The following is a 24,948-nucleotide window of genomic DNA, read 5'->3' on the forward strand; positions in this document are numbered from 1 at the left end:
GCGGGGCCGGGGGGTGGTTCCGGTCACCCCCCGGGGGCGGGGCCCCTCGCCCGCCCGCGGCCCTACAGCTCGTCCGGCAGGTGGTCCAGGCGGCGCAGGATCACGCCCTCGCGCAGCGCCCAGGGGCAGATCTCCAGCTCCTCGACGCCGAACAGGTCCATCGCGCCCTCGGCGACCAGGGCGCCCGCCAGGAGCTGGGCGGCCCGCCCCTCGGAGACGCCGGGGAGGGCGGAGCGGTCGCCGACGGTCATGGCGGCCAGGCGCGGCACCCACTCCTCCAGGGCCTTGCGGGACAGCGTGCGCTGCACGTACAGGCCGAAGCCCGAGCCGGGGGCGCCGGCGATCCGGGCCAGCTGCTTGAAGGTCTTCGAGGTGGCGACCACGTGGTCGGGGCGGCCGAAGCGGCTGAACTCGCCGACCGTGCGGGCGATCTGCGCCCGGACATGGCGGCGCAGCGCCTTCACGTCGGCCGTGTCCGGCGGGTCGCCCGGCAGCCAGCCCGAGGTGAGGCGGCCCGCGCCGAGCGGCAGGGAGACCGCCGTGTCCGGCTCCTCGTCGATGCCGAAGGCGACCTCCAGCGAGCCGCCGCCGATGTCCAGGAGGAACAGCTTGCCGGCGGACCAGCCGAACCAGCGGCGGGCCGCCAGGAAGGTCAGCCGGGCCTCCTCCTCGCCGGTGAGGACCTGGAGCGCGATCCCGGTCTCCGCCTCGACGCGGGCGAGGACGTCGTCGGCGTTGCTGGCCTCGCGCACCGCCGAGGTCGCGAACGGCAGCACCTCCTCGCAGCCCTTGTCCTCCGCCGCCTGGAGCGCGTCGCGGACGGTGGCGATGAGCCGCTCGACCCCCGCGTCCGCGATGGCGCCGCGCTCGTCGAGGAGCTCGGCCAGGCGCAGCTCCGCCTTGTGGGAGTGGGCGGGCAGCGGGCGGGCGCCGGGGTGGGCGTCCACCACCAGCAGGTGCACTGTGTTCGAACCGACGTCGAGGACTCCGAGTCTCATGGACGGAACGCTACTGCGCGCACCCGCATACGCTTGTCGTTGTGCCAAAGACGAAAAAGGCGAAGCCGGGCAAAGACAGCACCGGGGACCACGCCAGCCGGGGCGACGACGCCGTGAAGTCGGCCAGGACCGCGCACGCGGCCAAGGCCGTGAAAGCCGTGAAGGCCGGGAAGTCCGGCAAGAAGGGCGCCGAGGACGACGAGCCCGACGAGAAGGGCCTCGACTTCCCGCGCGCCTGGGTGGAGTTTGCCGACCCGGACGACGAGGAGCAGGTCTACCGCTGCGACCTGACCTGGCTCACCTCCCGCTGGACCTGCATCTTCGGCAACGGCTGCCAGGGCATCCAGGAAGGCCGGGCGGACGACGGCTGCTGCACGCTCGGCGCGCACTTCTCCGACGAGGACGACGAGAAGCGGGTCGCGGGGTACGTGGACCGGCTGACGCCCGAGCTGTGGCAGTTCCACGACGTCGGCGCGGAGACGGGCTGGGTGCAGCTCGACGAGGACGGCGACCGGCAGACCCGCCGCTGGCAGGGGTCCTGCATCTTCCAGAACCGTCCCGGCTTCGCCGGCGGCGCCGGCTGCTCGCTGCACATCCTGGCCGTCAAGGAGGGCCGGGAGCCGCTGGAGACCAAGCCGGACGTGTGCTGGCAGCTGCCGGTGCGGCGGACGTACGACTGGATCGACCGTCCCGACGACACCAAGGTCCTCCAGGTGTCGATCGGCGAGTACGACCGGCGCGGCTGGGGCCCCGGCGGCCACGACCTGCACTGGTACTGCACGACGGCCAGCTCCGCGCACGTCGGTGGCGAGCCGGTCTACGTCTCGTACCGGCCCGAGCTCGTCGAGATGATGGGCGAGGCGGCGTACGAGGTCCTCGTCGGCCTGTGCGAGGCGCGGCTGGCCTCCCAGCTGCCGCTGGTGGCGCCGCACCCCGCCGACCCGGTCGGCTAGCGCCCGGACGGGCGCCGCTCAGGACGGGCCCGGCCCCGGGTCCTGGCTCGGGGTCTGGCCGTCCGAGGCGGTCGGCTCGGGCGTGGGCTCCGTCGTCGGCTCCGTGGTCGGGGGCTGGGTGGTCGGCTCGGTCGTCGGCTCCGTGGTCGGGGGCGTGGTCGTCGGCTCCGTCGTCGGCGTGGTCGGCTCGGGCGTGGTCGGGGTGCCGGGTCCGGTCGTGGCGGGCGGCGGCGTCGCCCCGTAGCCGTCGATCCGCAGCACCGCGCCCGAGGGGTCGACGCCCACCCGGGCGCTCCAGGCGCCGGCCGGTTCGCGGGAGCGGTCGACGGAGATCCGGACCGTGACCGACTCGCCCGGGCGCAGGGTGCCGGAGGCCTGGCTCACGTACAGCCAGGGGGCGTCCGACCACAGCGACCAGCCGGCGGGCGAGCCGCCCTCGTTGGTGAGGGTGAGCAGGGTCGTCGCCCCGCTGCCGCGCGCGGCCACCGTGATCCTCGCGGGCGCCGGCTGCCCGGGCACCGTCGGGGTGGCGGGCCCGCCGGGGCTGATCACCTCGACGGAGACGTCCGGGGAGCGGCTGCCGCGGGTGAAGCGGGGGTCGGGGGTGGTGCGGGCGTTGCCCGCGTTCTCGTAGCGCTCGTACGGGCGGCCGCCGGTGCCCGCGCCCTGAGCGCCCTCCGGCTCGTCCGCCTCGCGCGCGCTGATCCTGGCCCCGTCCTGGCCCTCCCCCACCTCGGACGCGCCGCGGTACGACGCCCACAGGGCGAGCACCGGGGCGGCGACGACCGCGGCGACCACCGTGGTGGTGACGGCGCGGGCGCGCATCCGGTCGCGGCGGGCCGCGTGGTCCTTCGGGTCCAAGGGGAATCCGGTCGGTCCGAAGCGCGGGGCGCCGGCCCGGGCGCGCGGCACGTGCAGCATCGCCACGTACGCGGCGGCCCGCGGCGCCTCCACCAGCGGGAGCCGGCCCGCCGCACCCGCCGCCGCGCCCGGCCAGGGCCCGCCCGCGCCCGCCCGCTCGGCGGCCCGGCGGCAGCGCGGACAGTCGTCGACGTGCCGGACCAGCTCCGCGCGCAGCGCCGCGGAGAGCAGCACCTGGTGGTCGCCGGTCAGCCCGGCCACGGTCGGGCAGTCGCCGGTCTCGACGACGGCGAGGGCGGCCCGGGTGCGCTCCACCTCGCAGGCGGCGGAGGAGAGCAGGTCGCGGGCGGCGGACGGGTCGAGCGTGAGGACGGCGGCCAGTTCCCGGTGTCCGAGCCCGTGCCGGACGGCCAGCTCCAGGGCCTCGCGCTGCTCCGGGGTGGTGCCGGCGGCCTCGGGCCAGGCGAGCGCGGCCAGTTCGAGCCGGCGGCGTTCGGCGGCCTGCGGGGAGACCCGGGGCGGCGCGGGCGCGGCGACCGCGGGCCGCCCGGTGTGGGCGCCCTGCCGCCTGCGCCGCTGCTCGCCGAGGCTGCGCAGACAGGCCCAGCGGGCCAGGGCGTAGAGCCAGGCCCGGCGTCCGCCCTCGTCGGAGGGGCAGCGGCCGTGGTGGCGCTCGGCGATGGCGAGGACGTCCCCGAGGACGGCGGTGGCCGTGTCGTGGTCGCACAGCACCGAGAGGCAGTAGGTGAACAGCCCGTCGAGGTACTCCTCGTAGCGCGCGGGCGGGCGCTGACCGAGGGTGCGGGTGCCGTCGGTGGTTCGGTCGGGGGAATCCAGCCTGCTGCTCGTCACTGGGCGACCGTAGGCAAGGGGACGGGGGCTCTTCGCACCGCTTGCACACTTTTAATCCGTACGGGTGAAGCTATCGCTCGAAGGGGTACAGGAACCCGGCCGTCCCACCTTTTTCCGGCCGCGCTCGCCCCGCCCGGCGGTCTCCCGGGCGGGGCGGCGGATCCTCGGCGCCGGCACGGGGCTGTCAGTGGCGGCCGATACGGTGTGGCGCATGGCTGCCCGTACGAAAACCGCCAAGGACCGGCCGTCCTACCGCTGCACCGAGTGCGGCTGGCAGACGGCCAAGTGGCTCGGCCGCTGCCCCGAATGCCAGGCATGGGGGACGGTCGAGGAGTACGGCGCGCCCGCCGTGCGGACCACCGCCGTCGGGCGGGTGTCCACCTCGGCGCTGCCCATCGCCCAGGTCGACGGCCGGCAGGCCACCGCCCGCACCACCGGCGTCGACGAGCTGGACCGGGTGCTCGGCGGTGGGCTCGTGCCCGGGGCGGTCGTGCTGCTCGCCGGGGAGCCGGGCGTCGGCAAGTCCACGCTGCTGCTCGACGTCGCCGCCAAGGCCGCGAGCGACGCGCACCGCACGCTGTACGTGACGGGCGAGGAGTCGGCGAGCCAGGTCCGGCTGCGCGCCGACCGGATCCACGCCCTCAGCGACCACCTGTACCTGGCGGCCGAGACCGACCTCTCCGCCGTCCTGGGCCACCTGGACGAGGTCAAGCCGTCCCTGCTGGTCCTGGACTCGGTGCAGACCGTCGCCTCCCCCGAGATCGACGGCGCCCCCGGCGGCATGGCGCAGGTCCGCGAGGTCGCCGGGGCGCTGATCCGGGCGTCCAAGGAGCGGGGCATGTCCACCCTGCTCGTCGGCCACGTCACCAAGGACGGCGCCATCGCGGGCCCCCGCCTCCTGGAGCACCTGGTCGACGTGGTGCTGCACTTCGAGGGCGACCGGCACGCCCGGCTCCGCCTGGTCCGCGGCGTGAAGAACCGGTACGGGGCGACCGACGAGGTCGGCTGCTTCGAGCTGCACGACGAGGGCATCACCGGCCTCGCCGACCCCTCGGGCCTCTTCCTGACCCGCCGTGACGTCGCCGTCCCCGGCACCTGCCTGACGGTCACCCTGGAGGGCCGCAGGCCGCTGGTCGCCGAGGTGCAGGCGCTGACCGTGGACTCCCAGATCCCGTCGCCGCGCCGCACCACCTCGGGCCTGGAGACCTCCCGCGTCTCGATGATGCTGGCCGTCCTGGAGCAGCGGGGCCGGATCAGCGCCCTGGGCAAGCGGGACATCTACAGCGCGACCGTGGGCGGCGTGAAGCTGTCCGAGCCCGCCGCCGACCTGGCCATCGCCCTCGCGCTGGCCTCCGCCGCCAGCGACACCCCGCTGCCGAAGAACCTGGTCGCGATCGGCGAGGTCGGGCTCGCGGGCGAGGTCCGCCGGGTCACCGGCGTCCAGCGCCGGCTCGCCGAGGCGCACCGGCTGGGCTTCACCCACGCCCTGGTCCCGGCCGACCCGGGCAAGGTCCCGGCCGGCATGCAGGTGACCGAGGTCGCCAACGTGGGCGACGCCCTGCGGGTCCTGCCGCGCGGCCGCCGCACGCGGACGCCCGAGGAGGGCCAGGGCGCGGGGTAGCGGACGGGGCGGGAAGCGGGCGCGGGGCCGGTCCCGGGCCTCGTCCTCGGCGCGCGGCGGAGGGCGGCGGGGCGGTGTCGCTAGACTTTGCCCTGGTCTCGCCCATCCGTACGAGCCGGAGGAGTGCAGTGGCAGCCAAGGACAACGAGGCACTGATGCGTGCGTCGCTCAGCGCCGTCGCCCCCGGCACCGCGCTCCGCGACGGTCTCGAACGCATCCTGCGCGGCAACACCGGCGGCCTGATCGTCCTCGGCATGGACAAGACCGTCGAGTCGATGTGCACCGGCGGCTTCGTCATCGACGTCGACTTCACCGCGACGCGGCTGCGCGAGCTGTGCAAGCTGGACGGGGCGATCGTCCTCGACAAGGACATCTCCAAGATCCTGCGGGCCGGCGTGCAGCTGGTGCCCGACGCGTCCATCCACACCGAGGAGACCGGCACCCGCCACCGCACCGCGGACCGGGTCTCCAAGCAGTGCGGCTTCCCGGTGGTCTCGGTCTCCCAGTCGATGCGCCTGATCGCCCTGTACGTCAACGGCGAGCGGCGCGTCCTGGAGGAGTCCGCGGCGATCCTGTCCCGCGCGAACCAGGCGCTCGCCACCCTGGAGCGGTACAAGCTGCGCCTCGACGAGGTGGCCGGCACGCTCTCCGCGCTGGAGATCGAGGACCTGGTGACCGTCCGGGACGTCACCGCCGTCGCCCAGCGCCTGGAGATGGTCCGCCGGATCGCCACCGAGATCGCCGAGTACGTGGTGGAGCTCGGCACCGACGGCCGGCTGCTCTCCCTCCAGCTCGACGAGCTGATCGCGGGCGTCGAGCCGGAGCGCGAGCTGGTCGTCCGGGACTACGTGCCCGAGCCCACCGCCAAGCGTTCGCGCACGGTCGCCGAGGCGCTCACCGAGCTGGACGCGCTGACCCACGCCGAGCTCCTCGAACTGCCCATAGTGGCGCGGGCCCTCGGCTACACCGGCTCCCCCGAGACGCTGGACTCGGCGGTCTCGCCGCGCGGCTACCGGCTGCTCGCCAAGGTGCCCCGGCTGCCGGGCGCGATCATCGAGCGGCTCGTGGAGCACTTCGGCGGGCTGCAGAAGCTGCTCGCGGCGAGCGTGGACGACCTCCAGACCGTGGACGGCGTCGGCGAGGCCCGGGCCCGCAGCGTCCGCGAGGGGCTGTCCCGGCTCGCGGAGTCCTCGATCCTGGAGCGGTACGTCTAGCGGTGCCTCCAGCGGTACGGCCGGCGGTCGCTCGGCGGTACCCGGCGGTCCCCGCCGCGCTCGGTACCGCTCAGTCCCTGGCCAGTGTGAACGAGGCCGGCAGCACCTTCACGCCCGGCATCGCCGCCTCCACCAGGTAGGTGCCCGGGCCGACCTGGCCCGCCGGGGCGGTCGCGCACCGCGGGGCGCTCTGCTTGCGGTCCCACTCCACGGTGTGCGTGATCGTCGCCTGCGCGGGGACCTTCAGGAACAGCGCCCCGGCCGGGCGCGGACAGTCCTTCGACGACCAGATCTCGGCGCTCTTGGTGTCACTGATCGTCAACACCGCGTTCGCCGGACCCAGATCGGCCTTGCAGGCCGCCGCCGAGGTGTTCTTGACGACCAGGTGGAAGCGGGGCTTCTCGCCGGACTCGTAGCTGACCTGGGCGCTGCGCAGCGTCAACTGCAGTGCTCCCGGGGCGCAGTTCGGCAGCGGAGAATTGGCCGGAACCTGCTGTCCCGCGCCGGTGCCCGCGCCGCCGTCGCCGCCGGCCCCGTCGGTGTCGCCGTTCTTGCCGCCCGTCGCGGCCCCCGCGTCCGTACCCGCATCCGTACCCGCGCCCGGGTCCGTGCCCGCGTCGCCGCCCGTCCCGTCACCGCCCGCGGTGTCGGCTCCGCCGTCCGACTCGTCACGCCCGCCCGGCCGTTGACTGATCGCCGGACCGGTGCCGGAGGGCCCGGGGGTGATCGAGGGCGCGGGAGAGGAGCCGTTGGCGGAGTCGTTCGGCTTCTTCCCTTGCCCACCACCGGAGGTGACGGCCCATAGGGCGATCAGCGAGAGGAGGGCAACCAGGCACAGCGCCACGGCCCTCCGACGCCAGTAGATGGAGGAGGGAAGCGGCCCGACCGGATTGCGCAGAGATCCCACGCCACGAACCTTACGAGAGATCGCGGCCGACTCCCTCCCCACCCGCCGCCCCGGGCACCAAGTTTTGCCGATGATCACATCCCGGCCGGGGCGGGAACCGCCGGGCCGTCGCGACCGTTCCCGCCGCACCCCCTACTTTCGTCGAGGGCGGTCCTGGCCCTTGGTGTGGAGCGGAGCGCTCCGGAAGCCGGTTAACGTCGACGACCATGGACAACCTCCCTGCCCTCTCCGACGGCCTGTATCTCGACATCGCGGACTTCGCCCACTCCACCCCGCACTGGTTCCAGCAACTGGCGGAGGTGTGGACGGAGCTCGGGCTGCTGCTCTTCGGGGTGCTGTTCGCGGCCGGCTGGTGGCGGTCCCGCCGGGGTTCGGACGACGCGATGGCGCTGGCGCTGCTCGCGCCGCTCGCGACGGCCTTCGGCTATGTGGTGAGCGAGGGGCTGAAGTCGCTGGTGGACGAGGAGCGTCCGTGCCGCGCGGTCGCCGGGGCGCCCGCCTCGCTGGTCGCCTGCCCGCCGCACGGCGACTGGTCCTTCCCCTCCAACCACTCGGCCATCGCGGGCGCCGCGGCGGTCGCGCTCGCCCTGTCCTGGCGCGGCATCGTCTGGCTGACCGCGCCGATGGCGCTGCTCATGGCCTTCTCGCGGGTCTTCGTCGGTGTCCACTACCCGCACGACGTGACGGTCGGCCTGCTGGCCGGCGCCGTGATCGCGTTCGTCGTCGTGAAGGCCGCGAAGCGGCCCGCCCGCTCCGTCGTCCAGGCGGCCCGCTCCAGCCGGAACGGCGCAGTCGTGTGGTGTGTGGGGCGCGGGCTCCCCACACACGCCTCCGCACGCCCCGGGGGCGTGCGCCACGGCGCGTACTGATCGTCCGGCGGACGTGCCAGGATCGGGGGTGCCATGACTTCGACTCCCCTCGGTTCCCCCGAGCCCCCCGCCGTCGCCCCCGCAGCCGCCGCCGAGCTGCACGGGCCCGTCCTCGCCTGGTTCGACCGGCACGCCCGCGACCTGCCCTGGCGCCGCCCCGAGGCAGGGGCGTGGGGCGTGATGGTCAGCGAGTTCATGCTCCAGCAGACGCCCGTGGTGCGGGTGCTGCCCGTCTACGAACAGTGGCTGGCGCGCTGGCCGCGCCCCGCCGACCTGGCCGCGGAGGCGCCCGGCGAAGCCGTCCGCGCCTGGGGCCGGCTCGGCTACCCGCGGCGCGCGCTGCGGCTGCACGCGGCGGCCCAGGCCATAACGGAGCGGCACGGCGGCGACGTGCCGAGCGACCACGGGCAGCTGCTCGCGCTGCCCGGGATCGGGGAGTACACGGCCGCCGCGGTGGCCTCGTTCGCGTACGGGCAGCGGCACGCGGTCCTCGACACCAACGTGCGCCGGGTCTTCGCGCGGGCGGCGACCGGCGTGCAGTACCCGCCGAACGCCACCACCGCCGCCGAACGCCGCCTCGCCCGTGCCCTGCTGCCCGAGGAGGAGGCGACGGCGGCCCGCTGGGCGGCGGCCTCCATGGAGCTGGGCGCGCTCGTCTGCACCGCGAAGAACGAGGACTGCGGGCGCTGCCCGCTGGCCGACCGCTGCTCCTGGCTGCTGTCGGGCAAGCCCGCCCACACCGGTCCGCCGCGGCGCGGCCAGACGTACGCGGGCACCGACCGGCAGGTCCGGGGCAAGCTGCTCGCCGTCCTGCGGGAGGCCGCGGACCCGGTGGAGCAGGCCGCGCTGGACGCGGTCTGGGACGAGCCGGTGCAGCGGGCCCGCGCCCTGGACGGGCTGGTCGCCGACGGCCTGGTCGAGCCCCTGGACGACGGCCGCTACCGGCTGCCGCTCTCCTGACGGCGCCGCCGGCCCCGTACACCGGGGCCGGTAGGACGCCCGCGGGCCCGTACGCCCCCGTCGGCGTCCGAAACCTCGGTCCGGCACCTCGTACCTCCGCTGTTACACAACCGATGGACAGCCGTGCGTCCGCCGAGGGCTGCCACGCACAACCCCGTGACAAGCGCTCCGTAGCGTCGTCGACGTAAGCAGACAGGGCTGGTCACGGGCATCGGAGGCGGTTCGGCATGGCGCACGGCGAGGTGCTCGATTTCGAGGAGTACGTACGCACTCGGCAGGACGCGCTGCTGCGCAGCGCACGTCGACTCGTGCCCGATCCGGTGGACGCCCAGGACCTCCTCCAGACGGCGCTGGTCCGGACGTACGGCCGCTGGGACGGCATCGCGGACAAGTCGCTGGCCGACGCCTACCTCCGGCGGGTGATGATCAACACCCGGACCGAGTGGTGGCGCGCCCGCAAGCTGGAAGAGGTCCCCACCGAGCAGCTGCCCGACGCCCGGGTCGAGGACGCCACCGAGCAGCACGCCGACCGGGCCCTGCTCATGGACATCCTGAAGGTGCTCGCGCCCAAGCAGCGCAGCGTGGTCGTGCTGCGCCACTGGGAGCAGATGAGCACCGAGGAGACCGCGGCCGCGCTCGGCATGTCGACCGGTACGGTGAAGAGCACGCTCCACCGCGCGCTGGCCCGGCTGCGGCAGGAACTGGAGAGCCGGGCCGCCGACGGTGACACCCGCGCCCTGGACGCGGGGGTCCTGGAGCGGACGACGAACGGACGACGCGAACGGGAGCGGGAGCGGTGCGCGGCCTAGGTGCCAGAGATGGGGCGGCGAGTTTCACGGCGATGGCCGGGCTCGCCGCCATCGGCGTGCTCGTCGCCGGCTGCTCGACCGGGGGGACGGGCTCGCGCGACGAGGGCGCGGCCCGGTCCGACGAGGTCGCCTCGACGGCCCCGGCCACCTCGCCGCCCGCCGCCTCCGTGGAGAGCGCGGCGCCGACCGGCGAGCGGGTGGATCCGATCGCGCTGCTGAAGGCCGACCCCAAGATCGGCGAGCGGCTGAAGGCGGATCTGAAGCCGTGCACCGCGGACGCGTACCCGGTGGACACCTCGTACGGGAACCTCACGAACTCGACCGCGCCCGACGTCGTCGTCAACGTGATGACCTGCGGCGACGCCGTGGGCATCGGCACGTACGTGTACCGCGAGGAGAACAACAAGTACACGAACGTCTTCATGGCCGAGGACGCCGCCGTCTACGGCACGATCGACCGAGGCGACCTGATCGTCACCAAGCAGGTGTACGCGAAGGGCGACCCGGTGGCGTACCCCTCGGGTGAGGACGTCATCACCTATCGCTGGTCGGGGAACAAGTTCACCCAGCACGACTGGGTGCACAACGACTACAGCAAGGCCGTCGGCGACGGCGGTATCGACGGTACCGAGCCCTCGCCCAGCGAGCCCGGCGCGAACTGAAGGGCGGCGAGGCGCACCATGGCCGAGACCCATGTCCTGTTCGTCGAGGACGACGACGTCATCCGTGAGGCCACCCAGCTCGCGCTGGAGCGGGACGGCTTCGCGGTGACCGCCATGCCCGACGGCCTGTCGGGCCTGGAGGCCTTCCGGGCGAACCGCCCCGACATCGCGCTGCTGGACGTGATGCTGCCGGGGATGGACGGCGTCAGCCTGTGCCGGCGGATCCGGGACGAGTCGACCGTGCCGGTGATCATGCTGTCGGCGCGGGCCGACTCCATCGACGTCGTCCTCGGTCTGGAGGCCGGAGCCGACGACTACGTGACCAAGCCCTTCGACGGCTCCGTGCTGATGGCCCGGATCCGGGCCGTGCTGCGCCGCTTCGGCCACGCGGGCGGCCCGGGCGCCGGCGACGGCGGACGCGACCAGGACACCGAGGGCGGGCTGCTCGCCTTCGGCGACCTGGAGGTCGACACCGAGGGCATGGAGGTGCGCAGGGCCGGGGTGCCGGTCGCGCTCACCCCGACCGAGATGCGCCTGCTGCTGGAGTTCTCCACGGCACCCGGCACGGTCCTCTCCCGCGACAAGCTGCTGGAGCGGGTCTGGGACTACGGCTGGGGCGGCGACACCCGCGTCGTGGACGTCCACGTGCAGCGGCTGCGCACGAAGATCGGCCAGGACCGGATCGAGACGGTCCGCGGTTTCGGATACAAGCTCAAGGGCTGACCCGGCAGGGTCGTCGAGGACGCAGAGGATGAAGCAGGTCAGCAGGTGGTGAAGGGGCTCGCCCTCCGTACGGGGGTCCGCTGGAAGATCGCCGTCGCCATCGCGGCGGTCGGTGCGCTCATCGCGGTCACCCTCAGCCTCGTCGTCCACAACGCGGCCCGCGTCTCCATGCTCGACAACGCCCGCGACGTGCAGATGTGGCGGCTGGTCTTCGCCCAGCGGGTGTACGAGACGTCCAAGCCGAAGGAACCGCGCTTCGGCACCAAGATCAACGACCCGGCGCTGCCGCCCCAGCTCGACCAGCTGATGCGCGACAAGCGGCGCGGCACCTACGTCCAGGAGCACCGCGAGGGCCCGCCGGACGTGTGGGCGGCTGTGCCGCTCGCCAACGGCGACGTCCTCTCGCTGCACGTCCCCTTCGCCGACCGCAGCGCCACGATCATGAAGGACCTGGACCGGGCCCTGATCATCGGCTCGGTGTCGGTGGTCTTCGGCGGCTGCGCGCTCGGCGTGCTCATCGGCGGCCAGCTGTCCCGGCGGCTGCGCAAGGCGGCCGCGGCGGCCGGCCGGGTCGCCCAGGGCAACACCGACGTCCGGGTACGGGACGCCGTCGGCGGCGTCGTACGGGACGAGACCGACGAACTGGCCCGGGCCGTCGACGCCCTCACCGACGCCCTGAACGAGCGGATCGAGGCCGAGCGGCGGGTCACCGCGGACATCGCGCACGAGCTGCGCACCCCCGTCACCGGGCTGCTCACGGCGGCCGAGCTGCTGCCGCCCGGCCGCCCCAGCGAGCTCGTACGGGACCGGGCGCAGGCCATGCGGACGCTGGTCGAGGACGTCCTGGAGGTGGCCCGGCTCGACAGCGCGTCCGAGCGGGCCGAACTCCAGGAGGTCGCGCTCGGCGAGTTCGTGGAGCGGCGGGTGCGGGTGCTCGACCCCGAGGCGCTCGTCCGGGTCGTCCACGAGTCCTGGGTGAGCACCGACCCGCGCCGCCTGGAGCGCATCCTGGGCAACCTCCTCGCCAACGCGGCCAAGCACGGCAAGGGCCCGGTCGAGGTCACCGTCGAGGGCCGCGTGGTCCGGGTCAGGGACCACGGTCCCGGCTTCCCCGAGGCACTGCTCCAGGACGGCCCGAGCCGTTTCCGTACGGGCAGCAGCGACCGCGCGGGCCAGGGCCACGGCCTGGGTCTGACCATCGCGGCCGGCCAGGCCCGCGTCCTCGGCGCCCGGCTGACCTTCCGCAACGCGGCCCCCGAGGGCACCCCGGAGGGCGCCGGCGGCGCGATCGCGGTGCTGTGGCTCCCGGAGCACGCGCCGACGGCCACGGGCAGCTTCCCGATCCTGCGGCTGCCCGACTAGGGGCGGGGCTCCTTGCGCGGGCTCCTTGCGCGGGACGCTTGCGCCGGGCCATGCGCCCGAGCCGAGCAAGCCGAGCAAGCCGAGCAAGCCGAGCAAGCCGAGCAAGCCGAGCAAGCCGATGACAACGGCCCCCGCCGTCCGCAGGTGCGGAACGACGGGGGCCGTGTGGCGGGCGGGGGCGGACGGGTCTCGGCGACCTCGGCCACCCCGGCTGTCCCGGCGCGGGGTCAGACCTTCTCGGCGACCTCGGCGGTCCCGGCGGTCCCGGCCGCGTCGGCGGTCCCGGCCGCCTCCGGCTTGGCCGGGCCGGTGCCGCGCAGCGCCACCTCCTTGACGAAGAAGGCGAGGGCGAAGCCGAGGACGGCGACGGCCGCGCCGACCAGGAAGGCGGAGTGGGTGCCGGCCGCCACCGCGTGCTGGTACGCCTCGCGCACCGCCTCCGGCAGCCGGGCCAGGCTGGCGGCGTCGAGCTGCGCCGAGTGCGCGGTCGCCGCGCCGCCGCCGCTGGCGGCCATCTCGTCCTGGACCTTGTTGGTGAACAGGGCACCCATGATGGCGACGCCGAAGGAGGAGCCGAGGGTCCGGAACAGGGTGGTCGAGGAGGACGCGACGCCCATGTCCTTCATCTCGACGCTGTTCTGCGCGACGAGCATCGTGATCTGCATCAGGAAGCCCATGCCGGCGCCGAGGACGGCCATGTACACGCCGGAGACGAACCGGGTGGTGTCGGTGTCCATCGTGGAGAGCAGGTACAGGCCGGTGACCATGAGCGCGCCGCCGACGATCGGGAAGAGCTTGTACTTGCCGCTGTTGGTGGTGACCCGGCCGACGACCAGCGAGACGACCATCATCGACAGCAGCATCGGCAGGAGCAGCAGGCCCGAGTTGGTGGCGGAGGCGCCCTGGACGGACTGCTGGAACAGCGGCAGGAAGAGCACCGCGCCGAACATCACGAAGCCGGTGATGAAGCCGATCAGGGACATCAGCGTGAAGTTGCGGCTGCGGAAGATGTGCAGCGGCATGATCGGGTCGCCGGCACGGGTCTCGACGAAGAGGAAGGCCGCGAGGGCCAGGACGCCGCCGACCGCGAGGCCGACGATGGTGCCCGAGCCCCAGGCGTACTCCGTGCCGCCCCAGGTGGTGACCAGCACGATCGCCGTGATGCCGAGGGTCAGCAGGCCCGCGCCGAGGAAGTCGATCCGGCTGCCGGTGGCGCGCTGCTTCTTCGGCAGGTGCAGCACGGCGGTGACCATGGCGAGGGCCACGACGCCGAGCGGCAGGTTGATGTAGAAGGACCAGCGCCAGCCCCAGTGGTCGGTGATGGAGCCGCCGACGAGCGGTCCGCCGATCATGGCGAGGGCCATCACGCCGGCCATCATGCCCTGGTACTTGCCGCGCTCGCGGGGCGGGATCAGGTCGCCGATGATCGCCATCACGCCGACCATCAGACCGCCGGCGCCCAGGCCCTGGACGGCGCGGAAGCCGATGAGCTGGCCCATGTCCTGCGCCATGCCGCTGAGCGCGGAGCCAATGAGGAAGATGACGATCGAGGTGAGGAAGACGCCCTTGCGCCCGAACATGTCGCCCAGCTTGCCCCAGATCGGGGTCGAGGCGGCGGTGGCCAGGGTGTAGGCGGTGACGACCCAGGAGAGGTGCTCCAGGCCGCCGAGCTCACCGACGATGGTCGGCATCGCGGTGCCGACGATCATGTTGTCCAGCATCGCGAGCAGCATCGCGATCATGAGGGCGAGCAGGACGACGCGGACACTGCGGGGCTGCTTGGCCTCCTCCACTGCCGCTTCCTGACCAGTCTGTTTCGTCGCCATGTCGCGCTCCCCGTTCCCTTACTTGCCGCCCGGCTAGTTACTACACTGGGGAAGGTAGACCCCAACTTGCCGGTCGTCAAGTAAGTAAATGTGGAAGCGAGAGACCATGGCCCAGGCCCGAGGCAACACCCGCCAGCGCATCCAGGACGTGGCCCTCGAACTCTTCGCCGAGCAGGGATACGAGAAGACCTCGCTGCGGGAGATCGCGGAACGCCTCGACGTGACCAAGGCGGCGCTGTACTACCACTTCAAGACCAAGGAAGACATCCTGATCAGCATCTTCGAGGACCTCACCCGTCCCATGGACGAGCTGATCGCCTGGGGGGGCGAGCAGCCCCGCACCCTGGAGACCAAGCAGGAGATCCTGCGCCGCTACCAGGTGGCGCTGCTCGCCGCGACCCCGCTCTTCCGCTTCATGCAGGAGAACCAGGCCACCGTGCGCGAGCTGAGCATCGGCCTCACCTTCAAGGAGCGCATGATCGCGATGGTCGCCCTCCTCCAGGAGCCGGCGTTCTCCATGACCGACAAGGTCCGCTCGGTCAGCGCGATCTTCACGATGCACGCGGGGACCTTCTTCATGGAACACATCGAGGGCGACACCGAGGAGAAGCACGAAGCCGTCCTCGAGGTCGCCCTCGATCTGATCGGCCAGGCCCACCAGGGGACCTGACCGCTCTCACCTCAGCGTCAGATGGAGACGCCGTGGGACCGCAGGAAGGCGGCCGGGTTCACGGCGGAGCCGTAGTTCGGGGTGGTGCGGATCTCGAAGTGCAGGTGCGGGCCGGAGGAGTTGCCGGTGTTGCCCGACAGGGCGATCTGCTGACCGGCGGCGACCGACTGGCCGATGTTCACCTTGATCTTCGACAGGTGGGCGTACTGCGAGTACGTGCCGTTGGCGTGCTTCACGACGATCGCGTTGCCGTACGCCGGGCCGTCGCCGCCACCGTTGGGGCCGGCCTTCACGACGGTGCCGGCCGCGGCGGCCTTGACCGGGGTGCCGACCGGGACGGCGAAGTCCTGGCCGGAGTGCTTGTGGGCCCACATGGCGCCGCCCTGGTTGAAGGAGGCGCTCAGCGTGTAGGCGCTGACGGGCTTGACCCAGGAGGCCGCCTTCTTGGCAGCCACGACCTTGACCTGCGCCTTGGCGGCGGCGGCCTTCACCTGCGCGGCCTTGACCTGGGTGGCGGTCTCGGCCTGGACGGCGGCCTGCTTCGCGATCGCGGCGGACGTGGTGCCCGCGACGGCGGCCGTGCCCTCGGCGGCGAAGGCGGACCCGGCTCCGGCCACCAGCGACGCTCCCAGGCCGGCGGTGGCGAGGGTGGCGACGGCGGCGATACGGATGCTGGGCTTCATGACGCGCTTCGACATACGGGGGAGAACCTCCGGACAGAACGGGACCCGACGCGACAGCGGTCTGCGCCGGGCTTGCTCATCCTTGGTAACCCGGACCCCCAGCCATCCCAAAACACCCCATCTACGACATCGCGTCGTAGCGATCTCCGGCGGAGATCGACCCTTGACGCCCGGAAGCCGGGGTCGCGAAATCGGACATAACCTCCCTGATCGATCCGTTTAACCCCACGTCGCGAGCGTCCCGAACCGCCCGAAAGGCAGTCCGATGTCCCCTTCGGGACCTCTGGGACCAAAGTCCCGAAGGTTGAGCCCCGTACGTCCCGGTTTCCGGTGAGAACGAACGACTATTCCGCTTAGTACCGTCCGAAACGCCTGTGCGGCTTGTCACCACGGCGACGCCCCCAATGGGATCTGGGTCACGCGACCGAACCCTTCGGAACCCCCTCCACCGCCCTCCGACCGGCACTAGCTTCCGAGGCATGACCCAGGACATCTCCAAGATCGAACTCGCCGACGCGATCGCCTCCGTACGCGACCAGCTCGTCGACGCCGCCGCCCGCGCCACCGGGCAGCCCGTCGGATTCGAGGTCGGCGACATCCAGATGGAGTTCACGATCGAACTCCGCAAAGAGCTCAAGGGCGGCACGAAGGTCAAGGCCTGGGTCGTCGAAGCCGGCGCCGACGCGTCCCGCACCCGCGGCGAGACCCACCGCGTCTCCTTCACCCTGAAGCCGCGGGACACGGCGACGGGCGGGGCGTGGCTGGTGGGGAACGAGGAGGCGGCGGACCTCTCCGGCTTCGGGGGCGGGGCTGAGGGCCGGTGACGGCGGGCGTCGTCTTCGCGGTCCTCGGACGGCGGCAGGGCAGCGGGGTCCTCGTGGCACCCGGCATTCTTCTGACCAGCGCCCATGTCCTCGACGGCGCCCGCAGCGCCGTGGCCGTGGCCCCGAACCGGGACGCGACCCGCTTACGGGTGGTGTGGTCGGACGACCGTCTCGACGCGGCGCTCCTGCAGGGCGACACGGGCGGCACCCCCACCCCTCCGCTCAGCACGGTCATCACCACCCGCCCGATACCCGGCTGCGAGATCCTCGGCTACCCCCGGATCCAGCGGCACGACGGCCAGAAGCTGGACCTCGACCAGTTCACCGGCACCGTGCTGCCCATGGCCGGGCTCCTCCGCCGCACCCTGACCGTCGAACTGGACCACCCGCCCGTCACCGCCGACGAGGACGGCCCCTCCCCGCTCGCGGGCCTCTCCGGCGCCCCCGTCTTCGCCGGCGAGAGACTCCTCGGCATCGTCCGCGCCGTCCCGCGCGGCCGGGGCCACCGGCGCCTGGAGTGCGTCTCCCTCACCGCCGTCCTCGCCGACGAGGCGGCACGCCAGTGGCTCCCCACCGTCTCCGTGGCGACCACCGGCGCCCACCCCCGTGACGACTTCCACGAGGAGGAGTACGGCGAGGCCTTGGGCGCCGCCTACCGCCGCACCAAGATCTTCGGCCTCGACGAGCTCGGCAAGCGGACCTCCGAGTGGGACCTCGACACCGCCTACCTCTCCCTGGAGGCCACCTCCCGCGACCAGGAGGCCGTCCCCGTCCCCCGCCGCATCGACGACCTGCTCGCCGCCCGCCCCCGCGTGCTGCTGCGGGGCGACGCGGGCGCCGGGAAGACCACGCTCATGTGGTGGCTGGCCGCCCACGCCGCCGCCGGCACCCTCGGCCCGGAGCTCGCCGAGCTCAACGGCCTCGTCCCCTTCGTCGTCCCGCTGCGCTCCCTGCGGGCCCGCGGCAACGGCTTCCCCTCCCCCGCCGAGCTGCCCGGAGTCGCCGGACTCATGATCGACGCGGCACCCGAGGGCTGGGCGGGCCGGGTGCTGGCCGCCGGACGCGGGCTGCTCCTCGTCGACGGCCTGGACGAGGTCACCCAGGCCGACCGGGAGGACGCCCACGCCTGGCTCGGCGGCTTACTGGCCCGCTACCCCGGCACCCGCTGCGTGGCGACCGTACGTCCCCACGCCGTAGCCGCCGACTGGCTGGGCGGCGAGGGCTTCGAGGAGCTGACCCTCCTGCCCCTCCGGGGCGACGACATCCAGGCCTTCGTCGCCGCCTGGCACGAGGCCGCCCGCTTCGACACGGCCCCGGGCGAGAACCTGGCCGACCTCGAACACGACCTGGCCCAGCAGTTCCGCCACAACCCGAACCTCGCCGAACTGGCCCGGACCCCGCTCCTCTGCGCGGTGATCTGCGCCCTCCACCGGCAACGGGAGGGCTTCCTCCCCGAGACCCGCTGGGCCCTGTACGACTCCGCCCTCACGATGCTGCTCGGCGCCCGCGACGAGCGGCGCCGCATCGACGCGCCCGACGGCATCCGCATGACGGTCGAGGAGCACACCCAGCTCCTCCAGCGCTTCGCCGCCTGGCTGGTGCGGGTCGGCCAGACCGAGTTCACGCGCGAGCAGGCCCTCCAGCGTCTGGGACGTGACCTGCCCGGGATGCCCCGCGTCCAGGAGCAGGGCAGCACGGACGAGATCCTGACCCACCTCCTCAACCGCAGCGGTCTCCTCCAGGAGCGCACGAGCGACGTCTTCCAGTTCGCCCACCGCACCTTCCAGGACTTCCTGGCCGCGAAGGAGTTCGTCGAGGACGACGCGCTGAAGGAGATCCTGCCCCGCGCGCACGACCAGCAGTGGCACGACGTCCTGCTGCTCGCCGCCGGGCACTGCAAGCGCCGTGACCTGCCGGTCCTGGTGGAGGGCCTGCTGAAGGCCGGCTCCGCGACGCGGAAGCAGGACCTGAAGACGACGCTGTACGTCCTGGCCGCGCTGGCCTCCCAGCACGCGGCCTGGCTGGACGAGACCCTACGGCGACGGGTCCAGAAAGCCGTGACGTCGGTGGTTCCGCCGCGGAACCGGGAGCAGCTGATCCAGCTGGCCCGGCTCGGCGCGTATGTACTGCCGCTGTTGCCAAAGCCTCAGGAGACGTCCAAGGACACGGTGGAGATGGTCACCGGGCTGATCTCCACCATCGGTGGAACGGTCGCCCTCCCGTACGCCCGCGCCTTCTCCGAGGCCGGTGAGGCACACCGGTTCGCGTCGAACTGGGACACGTTCCCGGCGACGGCCTTCGCCCGGGAGGTGCTCACCCACCTCCAGGATCATTCCCTGGTCAGCGCCTTCGGCCTCCAGCAGCTGCGACTCCTGCGGGAACTGCCTCACCTCACGCAGGTCCTGGTCATAGGCGACGTGCCCGCGAACGAGATCGTCGAGGCACTCGGCAACCGCCCGCTGAGGCACCTCAGCATCGGCATCAACAACGTGCTGGACACGCTCGATTTCCTGCCGTCGCTCGACTGCTCCCAGCTCCGCGGTCTGCTCGTCAGCGACTGCCCCCTCGTCACGCGCCTGGACCCGATCGGGGAGCTGCACGATCTCAGGCTGCTCAGGCTCGCCAACGTGCGAGACACCGATGGAACGCTCGATCTGACCCCGCTCCACGGGTTGCCGGAAACCCTCCAGGTCATGGTCTCCGACACCCCCCGCAAGAACCTCATCGGCGCCGCCGCCCTGGGCGAACGCCTGGCCGTCAAATGAACGAAGGGGCGGCCCCGGAACCGTCAGGTTCCGGGGCCGCCCCTTCAGCACGTCAGCCGCTCAGCGCAGCGTCACGCTTCCTTGGACAGGTTCGGGCCCGTCCCGCCCGCCGCCTCGATCGGAGGCACGTCCGGCAGGGCCGACTTCTCCTCGCCGCGGAAGGTGAAGGAGCGCTCCTCGCCCTCGCCCTCCGTGTCCACGACCACGATGTGACCGGGGCGCAGGTCGCCGAAGAGGATCTTCTCCGACAGCGTGTCCTCGATCTCGCGCTGGATCGTCCGGCGGAGCGGACGGGCGCCGAGCACCGGGTCGTAGCCCTTCTTGGCGAGCAGCTCCTTCGCGGACTGGGAGAGCTCGATGCCCATGTCCCGGTCCTTGAGGCGCTCGTCCACGCGGCCGATCATCAGGTCGACGATCTGGAGGATGTCGTCCTGGGTCAGCTGCGGGAAGACGATGATGTCGTCCACGCGGTTGAGGAACTCCGGGCGGAAGTGCTGCTTCAGCTCGTCGCTGACCTTCGCCTTCATCCGCTCGTAGTTGGACTTCGTGTCGCCCTGGGCGGCGAAGCCCAGGTTGAAGCCCTTCGAGATGTCCCTGGTCCCGAGGTTGGTCGTCATGATGATGACCGTGTTCTTGAAGTCCACGACCCGGCCCTGGGAGTCGGTCAGGCGACCGTCCTCCAGGATCTGGAGAAGGGAATTGAAGATATCGGGGTGGGCCTTCTCGACCTCGTCGAACAGGACCACGGAGAACGGCTTGCGGCGCACCTTCTCGGTGAGCTGGCCGCCCTCTTCGTAGCCGACGTATCCGGGCGGAGAACCGAAGAGCCGGGAAACCGTGTGCTTCTCGCTGAACTCCGACATGTCGAGGGAGATCATCGCGTCCTCGTCGCCGAAGAGGAATTCGGCGAGCGCCTTGGACAGCTCGGTCTTACCGACACCGGACGGGCCGGCGAAGATGAACGAGCCACCGGGGCGCTTCGGGTCCTTCAGACCCGCACGCGTGCGGCGGATGGCCCGCGAGAGGCCCTTGACGGCGTCCTTCTGCCCGATGACGCGCTTGTGGAGCTCGTCCTCCATGCGGAGCAGGCGCGAGGACTCCTCCTCGGTCAGCTTGAAGACCGGGATGCCGGTGGCGGTCGCGAGGACCTCGGCGATCAGCTCGCCGTCGACCTCGGCGACGACGTCCATGTCGCCGGCCTTCCACTCCTTCTCCCGCTTGGTCTTCGCGGCGAGGAGCTGCTTCTCCTTGTCGCGCAGGGAGGCGGCCTTCTCGAAGTCCTGCGAGTCGATCGCGGACTCCTTGTCCCGGCGGACGGAGGCGATCTTCTCGTCGAACTCGCGGAGGTCCGGCGGCGCGGTCATCCGGCGGATGCGCATCCGGGAGCCGGCCTCGTCGATCAGGTCGATCGCCTTGTCCGGCAGGAAGCGGTCCGAGATGTACCGGTCGGCCAGCGTGGCGGCCTGGACCAGCGCCTCGTCGGTGATGGAGACGCGGTGGTGGGCCTCGTACCGGTCGCGCAGACCCTTGAGGATCTCGATCGTGTGCGGCAGCGACGGCTCGGCGACCTGGATGGGCTGGAAGCGGCGCTCGAGAGCGGCGTCCTTCTCCAGGTACTTGCGGTACTCGTCGAGCGTGGTGGCACCGATGGTCTGGAGCTCGCCGCGGGCCAGCATCGGCTTGAGGATGCTGGCGGCGTCGATCGCGCCCTCGGCGGCGCCCGCACCCACCAGGGTGTGGAGCTCGTCGATGAACAGGATGATGTCGCCGCGGGTGCGGATCTCCTTGAGGACCTTCTTCAGGCGCTCCTCGAAGTCACCGCGGTAGCGGGAGCCGGCGACCAGCGCGCCGAGGTCCAGGGTGTAGAGGTGCTTGTCCTTGAGGGTCTCGGGCACCTCGCCCTTGACGATGGCCTGCGCCAGGCCCTCGACGACGGCGGTCTTGCCGACGCCGGGCTCGCCGATGAGGACCGGGTTGTTCTTGGTGCGGCGGGACAGCACCTGCATGACCCGCTCGATCTCCTTCTCGCGCCCGATGACCGGGTCGAGCTTGGACTCGCGGGCCGCCTGGGTGAGGTTGCGGCCGAACTGGTCGAGGACCAGGGACGTCGAGGGGGTGCCCTCGGCAGGACCGCCGGCGGTGGCGGCTTCCTTGCCCTGGTAGCCGGAGAGCAGCTGGATGACCTGCTGCCGCACCCGGTTGAGATCGGCGCCCAGCTTCACGAGGACCTGGGCGGCGACGCCCTCGCCCTCACGGATCAGGCCGAGCAGGATGTGCTCGGTGCCGATGTAGTTGTGGCCGAGCTGGAGGGCCTCCCGGAGCGACAGCTCCAGGACCTTCTTGGCACGAGGGGTGAAGGGGATGTGGCCGGACGGGGCCTGCTGGCCCTGGCCGATGATCTCCTCCACCTGCTGGCGGACCGCCTCGAGCGAAATCCCGAGGCTCTCCAGGGCCTTAGCGGCGACACCCTCACCCTCATGGATAAGGCCCAGGAGGATGTGCTCGGTGCCGATGTAGTTGTGGTTGAGCATCCGGGCTTCTTCCTGAGCCAGGACGACAACCCGCCGCGCGCGGTCGGTGAACCTCTCGAACATCGTTAATCGCTCCTCAGAGCGGTCAGTCAGTTAGGGGTCGATCCCCTCCCTGTCCTTCCGCAGCTTAGTCCCGCAAGCGGGGACCGCTCATTCCAACTGCCGACATCCGTCCGGATCACCCCCTTACTTCTTGGGGGGACCTGCTGCCGAACAGCCGACAAATGCTCCAACTCGATGGTGCGAGACGATGTTCCCGCAGGCCAAGCAGTTACCCACACCTCCAGTACGCCGATGGCGAACGTGAGACGCGGAAGCCCACGAGTCACCCCTCCTCACATGGAATGTCTTACCCGTAAGGACTGACACTCCATGCGGCACACCCCGGTTCCCTCCGCTACGGGCGAACACCCTTGCGCTCTCGAATGCACCCGTACGCCCCCATCATGGACACTCCGTGCACCGGATCAAGGACCTTCCGTCACCGGTGCGGTCGTGGCACGTAACCAAGGAGCACCCGGAGGCGTTCCCCCGGTATGGCCCTCACCGTCCCCTTCCCCCGCTCGCCGATCGACGGCGGTTCGGCGCGGTGGTACGCGCACGAGCTCGGCTGGGCGGCGGTGGCCGGACCTCCGGTGCAGCTGGTGACGGGGCTGCGTTTCGACGTCCTCGACATGCCCGCCGCGGCCGGTCGCGGAGTGCTGCGCCGCGTGGGCGCGGGCACCGGACCGGTGGCCCTCATGGGGCGGAGGATGCGGCTGCTCGTGGCAGCGGGGAGCGCGGAGGAGCTGCCCGGACTGCTGGAGTGGCTGGAGTGGGGCGGGATCTCACTGGATCTCGCGGCCCTGGGCGCCGACGGCCGGATGGCCGCGCCCGTTCCCCCTGGGTGGAGCCGTTCCGGCGCGCCGGGTGCCCCGGTGTGGCTGAGGGCCCCGGAGCCCGGTCGCGAGGTGGAGTCCTCGCTGCCGGCCCTGCGGCCCTCGGCGGTGCGGGACGGAGCGGGCGCCCCCTGTCTGGCCCGGCTGGTGGCCGCGGCCGCCGCGGAGTGCCACCGGGTGCGGCTGCTGGGTGCCGTCCGGAACCACCCGCGGGGGGCGGGCCCGGCGACCCGGCAGCCGGCGCCTCAGCGGTTCGCGTCCTCGTAGGCCGCCTTGATCTCGGCCGGCACGCGACCGCGGTCGTTCACGTTGTAACCGTTCTCCTTGGCCCACGCGCGGATCTTCGCGGTGTCCGGGCTGCCGCCGGAGGCGACCACACGGCCCTTGCCCCGGCCGCCGGCGCTGCGGCCACCGGTACGACGACCGCTCTTGGTGTACGGCTCGAGCAGGTCGCGGAGCTTGTCCGCGTTGGCGGTGGTGAGGTCGATCTCGTAGGACTTGCCGTCCAGAGCGAACGTCACGGTCTCGTCCGCCTCGCCGCCGTCGAGGTCATCGACAAGAAGGACCTGAACCTTCTGTGCCACCGGATTTCCTTTCATCGAAAATGCAGTACGCGGAAAGGAAACCGCTTTTCCCGGAAAAACACAAACCCCTGGGAGAGGTTCAGAACCCCGGCAACGCGGGAAACGTGCGCGATTCGGACATAGGCACCGCTCACAGGTGCAGAAGCATCCGGCTGTTGCCCAAGGTGTTCGGCTTCACTCGTTCGAGACCGAGGAACTCGGCGACGCCCTCGTCATAGGAACGCAGGAGCTCGCTGTAGACATCTCCGTCGACCGGAGTCTCGCCGATCTCGACGAAGCCGTGCTTCGCGAAGAAGTCGACTTCGAAGGTGAGGCAGAAAACCCTGCGGACACCGAGCCATCGGGCGGTGTGGAGCAACTTGTCCAGCACCTGATGTCCCACTCCGGCGCCCTTGAAGTCGGGATCGACGGCGAGAGTGCGGACTTCGGCGAGGTCTTCCCACATCACGTGCAGCGCTCCGCAGCCGACGACCGTGGCGTCGTCGTCGCGTTCGGCGACCCAGAACTCCTGGATGGACTCGTAAAGCGTCACCGTCGCTTTGTCGAGCAGGATGCCGCGGCGTACGAAGGGGTCGACGAGACGGCGCACGGCGGCGACATCGGAGGTGCGGGCCCGGCGTACGGTGACGGCATTGGCGGAAGACATGGGGGGACGTTATCGCCCCTGGTCCCCCGGTTCCGCGCCGCCCTGCTCGGTGGCCGTGTTCGCCGTGTTCGGCTCGGGACTGTCCCGCTGGACCATACGCACGGCGTCGTTCAGGGCCTCGCGCTGTTCGGACGACATCATGCCGAAGAAGGCGACCAGTGCGGCGGCGGGGTTGTCGCTCTGCGCCCAGGCTTCGTTCATCAGTGCGGCCGAGTAGGCGGCGCGGGTCGAGACCGCCGTATATCGATAGGCGCGGCCTTCGACTTCCCTGCGGACCCAGCCCTTCTGATGGAGATTGTCCAATACGGTCATGACGGTCGTGTAGGCGATGGACCGTTCCTGCTGGAGATCCTCCAGGACTTCCCGGACGGTCACCGGGCGGTTCCATTGCCAGACGCGGGTCATGACGGCGTCTTCCAGCTCTCCCAATTGGCGGGGCACAGCGCCACCCTAGTGCGCGGCGCGCGAATAATCCCCCATTGCCGCACATTCATGAAGAAAACGCCCTGTAAGAGCGCAAAAAGGACGTACGGCCTGACGGCGGTCGTACGTCCTCGGGTCGCGCGGGCCCGTTACGGGGCGGTGCCGCCCTGCTGCCGGGTGGAGTCGGCGCGGGCCAGGGCGGCGTCCACGATCGCGTCCTCCTTGGCCTTGTTCGGGCCGCCCTGGCTCTTCACGATCGTGACGACCAGGCCGATGAAGAAGACGGCCATCACGACGGGGGGCAGGAGCGCGGATACGTAGTCCATG

The 24,948-nt window shown here is 72.0% G+C and carries 23 protein-coding genes; 13 read left to right on the top strand and 10 right to left on the bottom strand.

Annotation, left to right across the window (positions count from 1 at the left end):
* Window positions 1-62: 62 nt before the first annotated feature.
* The gene (locus tag OG309_RS16150; RefSeq protein WP_329421568.1) at window positions 63-998 is read right to left on the bottom strand and encodes a Ppx/GppA phosphatase family protein; all 936 of its coding nucleotides are present in this window, start codon (window positions 996-998) and stop codon (window positions 63-65) included.
* Window positions 999-1,147: 149 nt separating this feature from the next.
* On the opposite strand from OG309_RS16150, the gene OG309_RS16155 reads away from it, so the two are divergent.
* Window positions 1,148-1,951: a hypothetical protein gene (locus OG309_RS16155; protein ID WP_329428356.1), complete on the top strand. Its 804-nt coding sequence runs from the start codon at window positions 1,148-1,150 to the stop codon at window positions 1,949-1,951.
* 18 nt (window positions 1,952-1,969) lie between these two features.
* On the opposite strand, the gene OG309_RS16160 is transcribed toward OG309_RS16155, so the two are convergent.
* Window positions 1,970-3,664: a BACON domain-containing protein gene (locus OG309_RS16160; RefSeq protein WP_329421569.1), complete on the bottom strand. Its 1,695-nt coding sequence runs from the start codon at window positions 3,662-3,664 to the stop codon at window positions 1,970-1,972.
* A 211-nt stretch (window positions 3,665-3,875) separates the two neighbouring features.
* Here OG309_RS16160 and radA point away from each other — a divergent pair, with 211 nt between their 5' ends.
* Together radA and disA are read left to right on the top strand one after the other, a co-directional pair.
* Window positions 3,876-5,285 carry a DNA repair protein RadA gene (gene radA, locus OG309_RS16165; RefSeq protein ID WP_329421571.1) on the top strand — a complete coding sequence of 470 codons (1,410 nt, stop codon included), beginning with the start codon at window positions 3,876-3,878 and terminating at the stop codon, window positions 5,283-5,285.
* Between the two features lie 155 nt (window positions 5,286-5,440).
* A complete protein-coding gene (gene disA, locus OG309_RS16170) occupies window positions 5,441-6,499 on the top strand; it encodes a DNA integrity scanning diadenylate cyclase DisA (RefSeq protein WP_329428358.1) in 1,059 nt (352 codons plus the stop codon).
* Between the two features lie 70 nt (window positions 6,500-6,569).
* Here disA and OG309_RS16175 read toward each other — a convergent pair whose 3' ends face one another.
* Entirely contained in the window at window positions 6,570-7,406 is an 837-nt protein-coding gene (locus OG309_RS16175; RefSeq protein ID WP_329421572.1) for a hypothetical protein, read from the bottom strand.
* Between the two features lie 206 nt (window positions 7,407-7,612).
* Here OG309_RS16175 and OG309_RS16180 point away from each other — a divergent pair, with 206 nt between their 5' ends.
* The 6 genes from OG309_RS16180 (at window position 7,613) to cseC (ending at window position 12,791) form a co-directional block, all read left to right on the top strand.
* Complete coding sequence (locus OG309_RS16180) at window positions 7,613-8,275, top strand: phosphatase PAP2 family protein (RefSeq protein ID WP_329421574.1); 663 nt, start codon at window positions 7,613-7,615, stop codon at window positions 8,273-8,275.
* Window positions 8,276-8,308: 33 nt separating this feature from the next.
* The gene (locus OG309_RS16185) at window positions 8,309-9,235 is read left to right on the top strand and encodes an A/G-specific adenine glycosylase (protein WP_329421577.1); all 927 of its coding nucleotides are present in this window, start codon (window positions 8,309-8,311) and stop codon (window positions 9,233-9,235) included.
* Window positions 9,236-9,462: 227 nt separating this feature from the next.
* Window positions 9,463-10,044: a SigE family RNA polymerase sigma factor gene (locus tag OG309_RS16190; protein WP_329421579.1), complete on the top strand. Its 582-nt coding sequence runs from the start codon at window positions 9,463-9,465 to the stop codon at window positions 10,042-10,044.
* 32 nt (window positions 10,045-10,076) lie between these two features.
* On the top strand, window positions 10,077-10,706 hold the full coding sequence (locus tag OG309_RS16195; RefSeq protein ID WP_329421580.1) for a hypothetical protein: 630 nt from the start codon (window positions 10,077-10,079) through the stop codon (window positions 10,704-10,706).
* A gap of 18 nt (window positions 10,707-10,724) precedes the next feature.
* A complete protein-coding gene (gene cseB / locus OG309_RS16200; RefSeq protein ID WP_329421582.1) occupies window positions 10,725-11,429 on the top strand; it encodes a two-component system response regulator CseB in 705 nt (234 codons plus the stop codon).
* A gap of 48 nt (window positions 11,430-11,477) precedes the next feature.
* Window positions 11,478-12,791 (top strand): two-component system sensor histidine kinase CseC, encoded by a 1,314-nt coding sequence (gene cseC / locus OG309_RS16205; protein ID WP_329428359.1) that lies wholly within the window; start codon window positions 11,478-11,480, stop codon window positions 12,789-12,791.
* Between the two features lie 227 nt (window positions 12,792-13,018).
* Here the strand turns inward: cseC and OG309_RS16210 are convergent, their stop codons facing one another.
* Entirely contained in the window at window positions 13,019-14,617 is a 1,599-nt protein-coding gene (locus tag OG309_RS16210; protein WP_329421583.1) for an MDR family MFS transporter, read from the bottom strand.
* 106 nt (window positions 14,618-14,723) lie between these two features.
* Between OG309_RS16210 and OG309_RS16215 the strand changes: the two genes are divergently transcribed.
* Window positions 14,724-15,287: a TetR/AcrR family transcriptional regulator gene (locus OG309_RS16215; protein WP_329421585.1), complete on the top strand. Its 564-nt coding sequence runs from the start codon at window positions 14,724-14,726 to the stop codon at window positions 15,285-15,287.
* Window positions 15,288-15,304: 17 nt separating this feature from the next.
* Here OG309_RS16215 and OG309_RS16220 read toward each other — a convergent pair whose 3' ends face one another.
* Window positions 15,305-15,985, bottom strand: a complete 681-nt coding sequence (locus tag OG309_RS16220) for a M23 family metallopeptidase (RefSeq protein WP_329421586.1) — start codon at window positions 15,983-15,985, stop codon at window positions 15,305-15,307.
* A 464-nt stretch (window positions 15,986-16,449) separates the two neighbouring features.
* On the opposite strand from OG309_RS16220, the gene OG309_RS16225 reads away from it, so the two are divergent.
* Window positions 16,450-16,794: a trypco2 family protein gene (locus OG309_RS16225; RefSeq protein ID WP_329421588.1), complete on the top strand. Its 345-nt coding sequence runs from the start codon at window positions 16,450-16,452 to the stop codon at window positions 16,792-16,794.
* Window positions 16,791-19,559 carry an NACHT domain-containing protein gene (locus OG309_RS16230; RefSeq protein ID WP_329421589.1) on the top strand — a complete coding sequence of 923 codons (2,769 nt, stop codon included), beginning with the start codon at window positions 16,791-16,793 and terminating at the stop codon, window positions 19,557-19,559. The genes OG309_RS16225 and OG309_RS16230 overlap by 4 nt, the downstream gene beginning before the upstream one ends.
* Before the next feature lie 71 nt (window positions 19,560-19,630).
* Here OG309_RS16230 and OG309_RS16235 read toward each other — a convergent pair whose 3' ends face one another.
* Entirely contained in the window at window positions 19,631-22,153 is a 2,523-nt protein-coding gene (locus OG309_RS16235) for an ATP-dependent Clp protease ATP-binding subunit (protein ID WP_329421591.1), read from the bottom strand.
* Between the two features lie 473 nt (window positions 22,154-22,626).
* On the opposite strand from OG309_RS16235, the gene OG309_RS16240 reads away from it, so the two are divergent.
* The gene (locus OG309_RS16240) at window positions 22,627-23,235 is read left to right on the top strand and encodes an SCO3374 family protein (RefSeq protein ID WP_329421592.1); all 609 of its coding nucleotides are present in this window, start codon (window positions 22,627-22,629) and stop codon (window positions 23,233-23,235) included.
* On the opposite strand, the gene OG309_RS16245 is transcribed toward OG309_RS16240, so the two are convergent.
* The 4 genes from OG309_RS16245 to OG309_RS16260 form a co-directional block, all read right to left on the bottom strand.
* A complete protein-coding gene (locus OG309_RS16245) occupies window positions 23,214-23,552 on the bottom strand; it encodes a histone-like nucleoid-structuring protein Lsr2 (RefSeq protein ID WP_329421594.1) in 339 nt (112 codons plus the stop codon). The two genes, OG309_RS16240 and OG309_RS16245, sit on opposite strands and share 22 nt — an antisense overlap.
* Window positions 23,553-23,682: 130 nt before the next feature.
* Window positions 23,683-24,198 carry an amino-acid N-acetyltransferase gene (locus tag OG309_RS16250; protein WP_329421595.1) on the bottom strand — a complete coding sequence of 172 codons (516 nt, stop codon included), beginning with the start codon at window positions 24,196-24,198 and terminating at the stop codon, window positions 23,683-23,685.
* A 9-nt stretch (window positions 24,199-24,207) separates the two neighbouring features.
* Window positions 24,208-24,639, bottom strand: a complete 432-nt coding sequence (locus OG309_RS16255; RefSeq protein WP_329421598.1) for a BlaI/MecI/CopY family transcriptional regulator — start codon at window positions 24,637-24,639, stop codon at window positions 24,208-24,210.
* A 131-nt stretch (window positions 24,640-24,770) separates the two neighbouring features.
* The gene (locus OG309_RS16260; protein WP_329421599.1) at window positions 24,771-24,947 is read right to left on the bottom strand and encodes a hypothetical protein; all 177 of its coding nucleotides are present in this window, start codon (window positions 24,945-24,947) and stop codon (window positions 24,771-24,773) included.
* Window position 24,948: the final 1 nt, after the last annotated feature.

Source organism: Streptomyces sp. NBC_01268 (assembly GCF_036240795.1).
GTDB lineage: Bacteria > Actinomycetota > Actinomycetes > Streptomycetales > Streptomycetaceae > Streptomyces.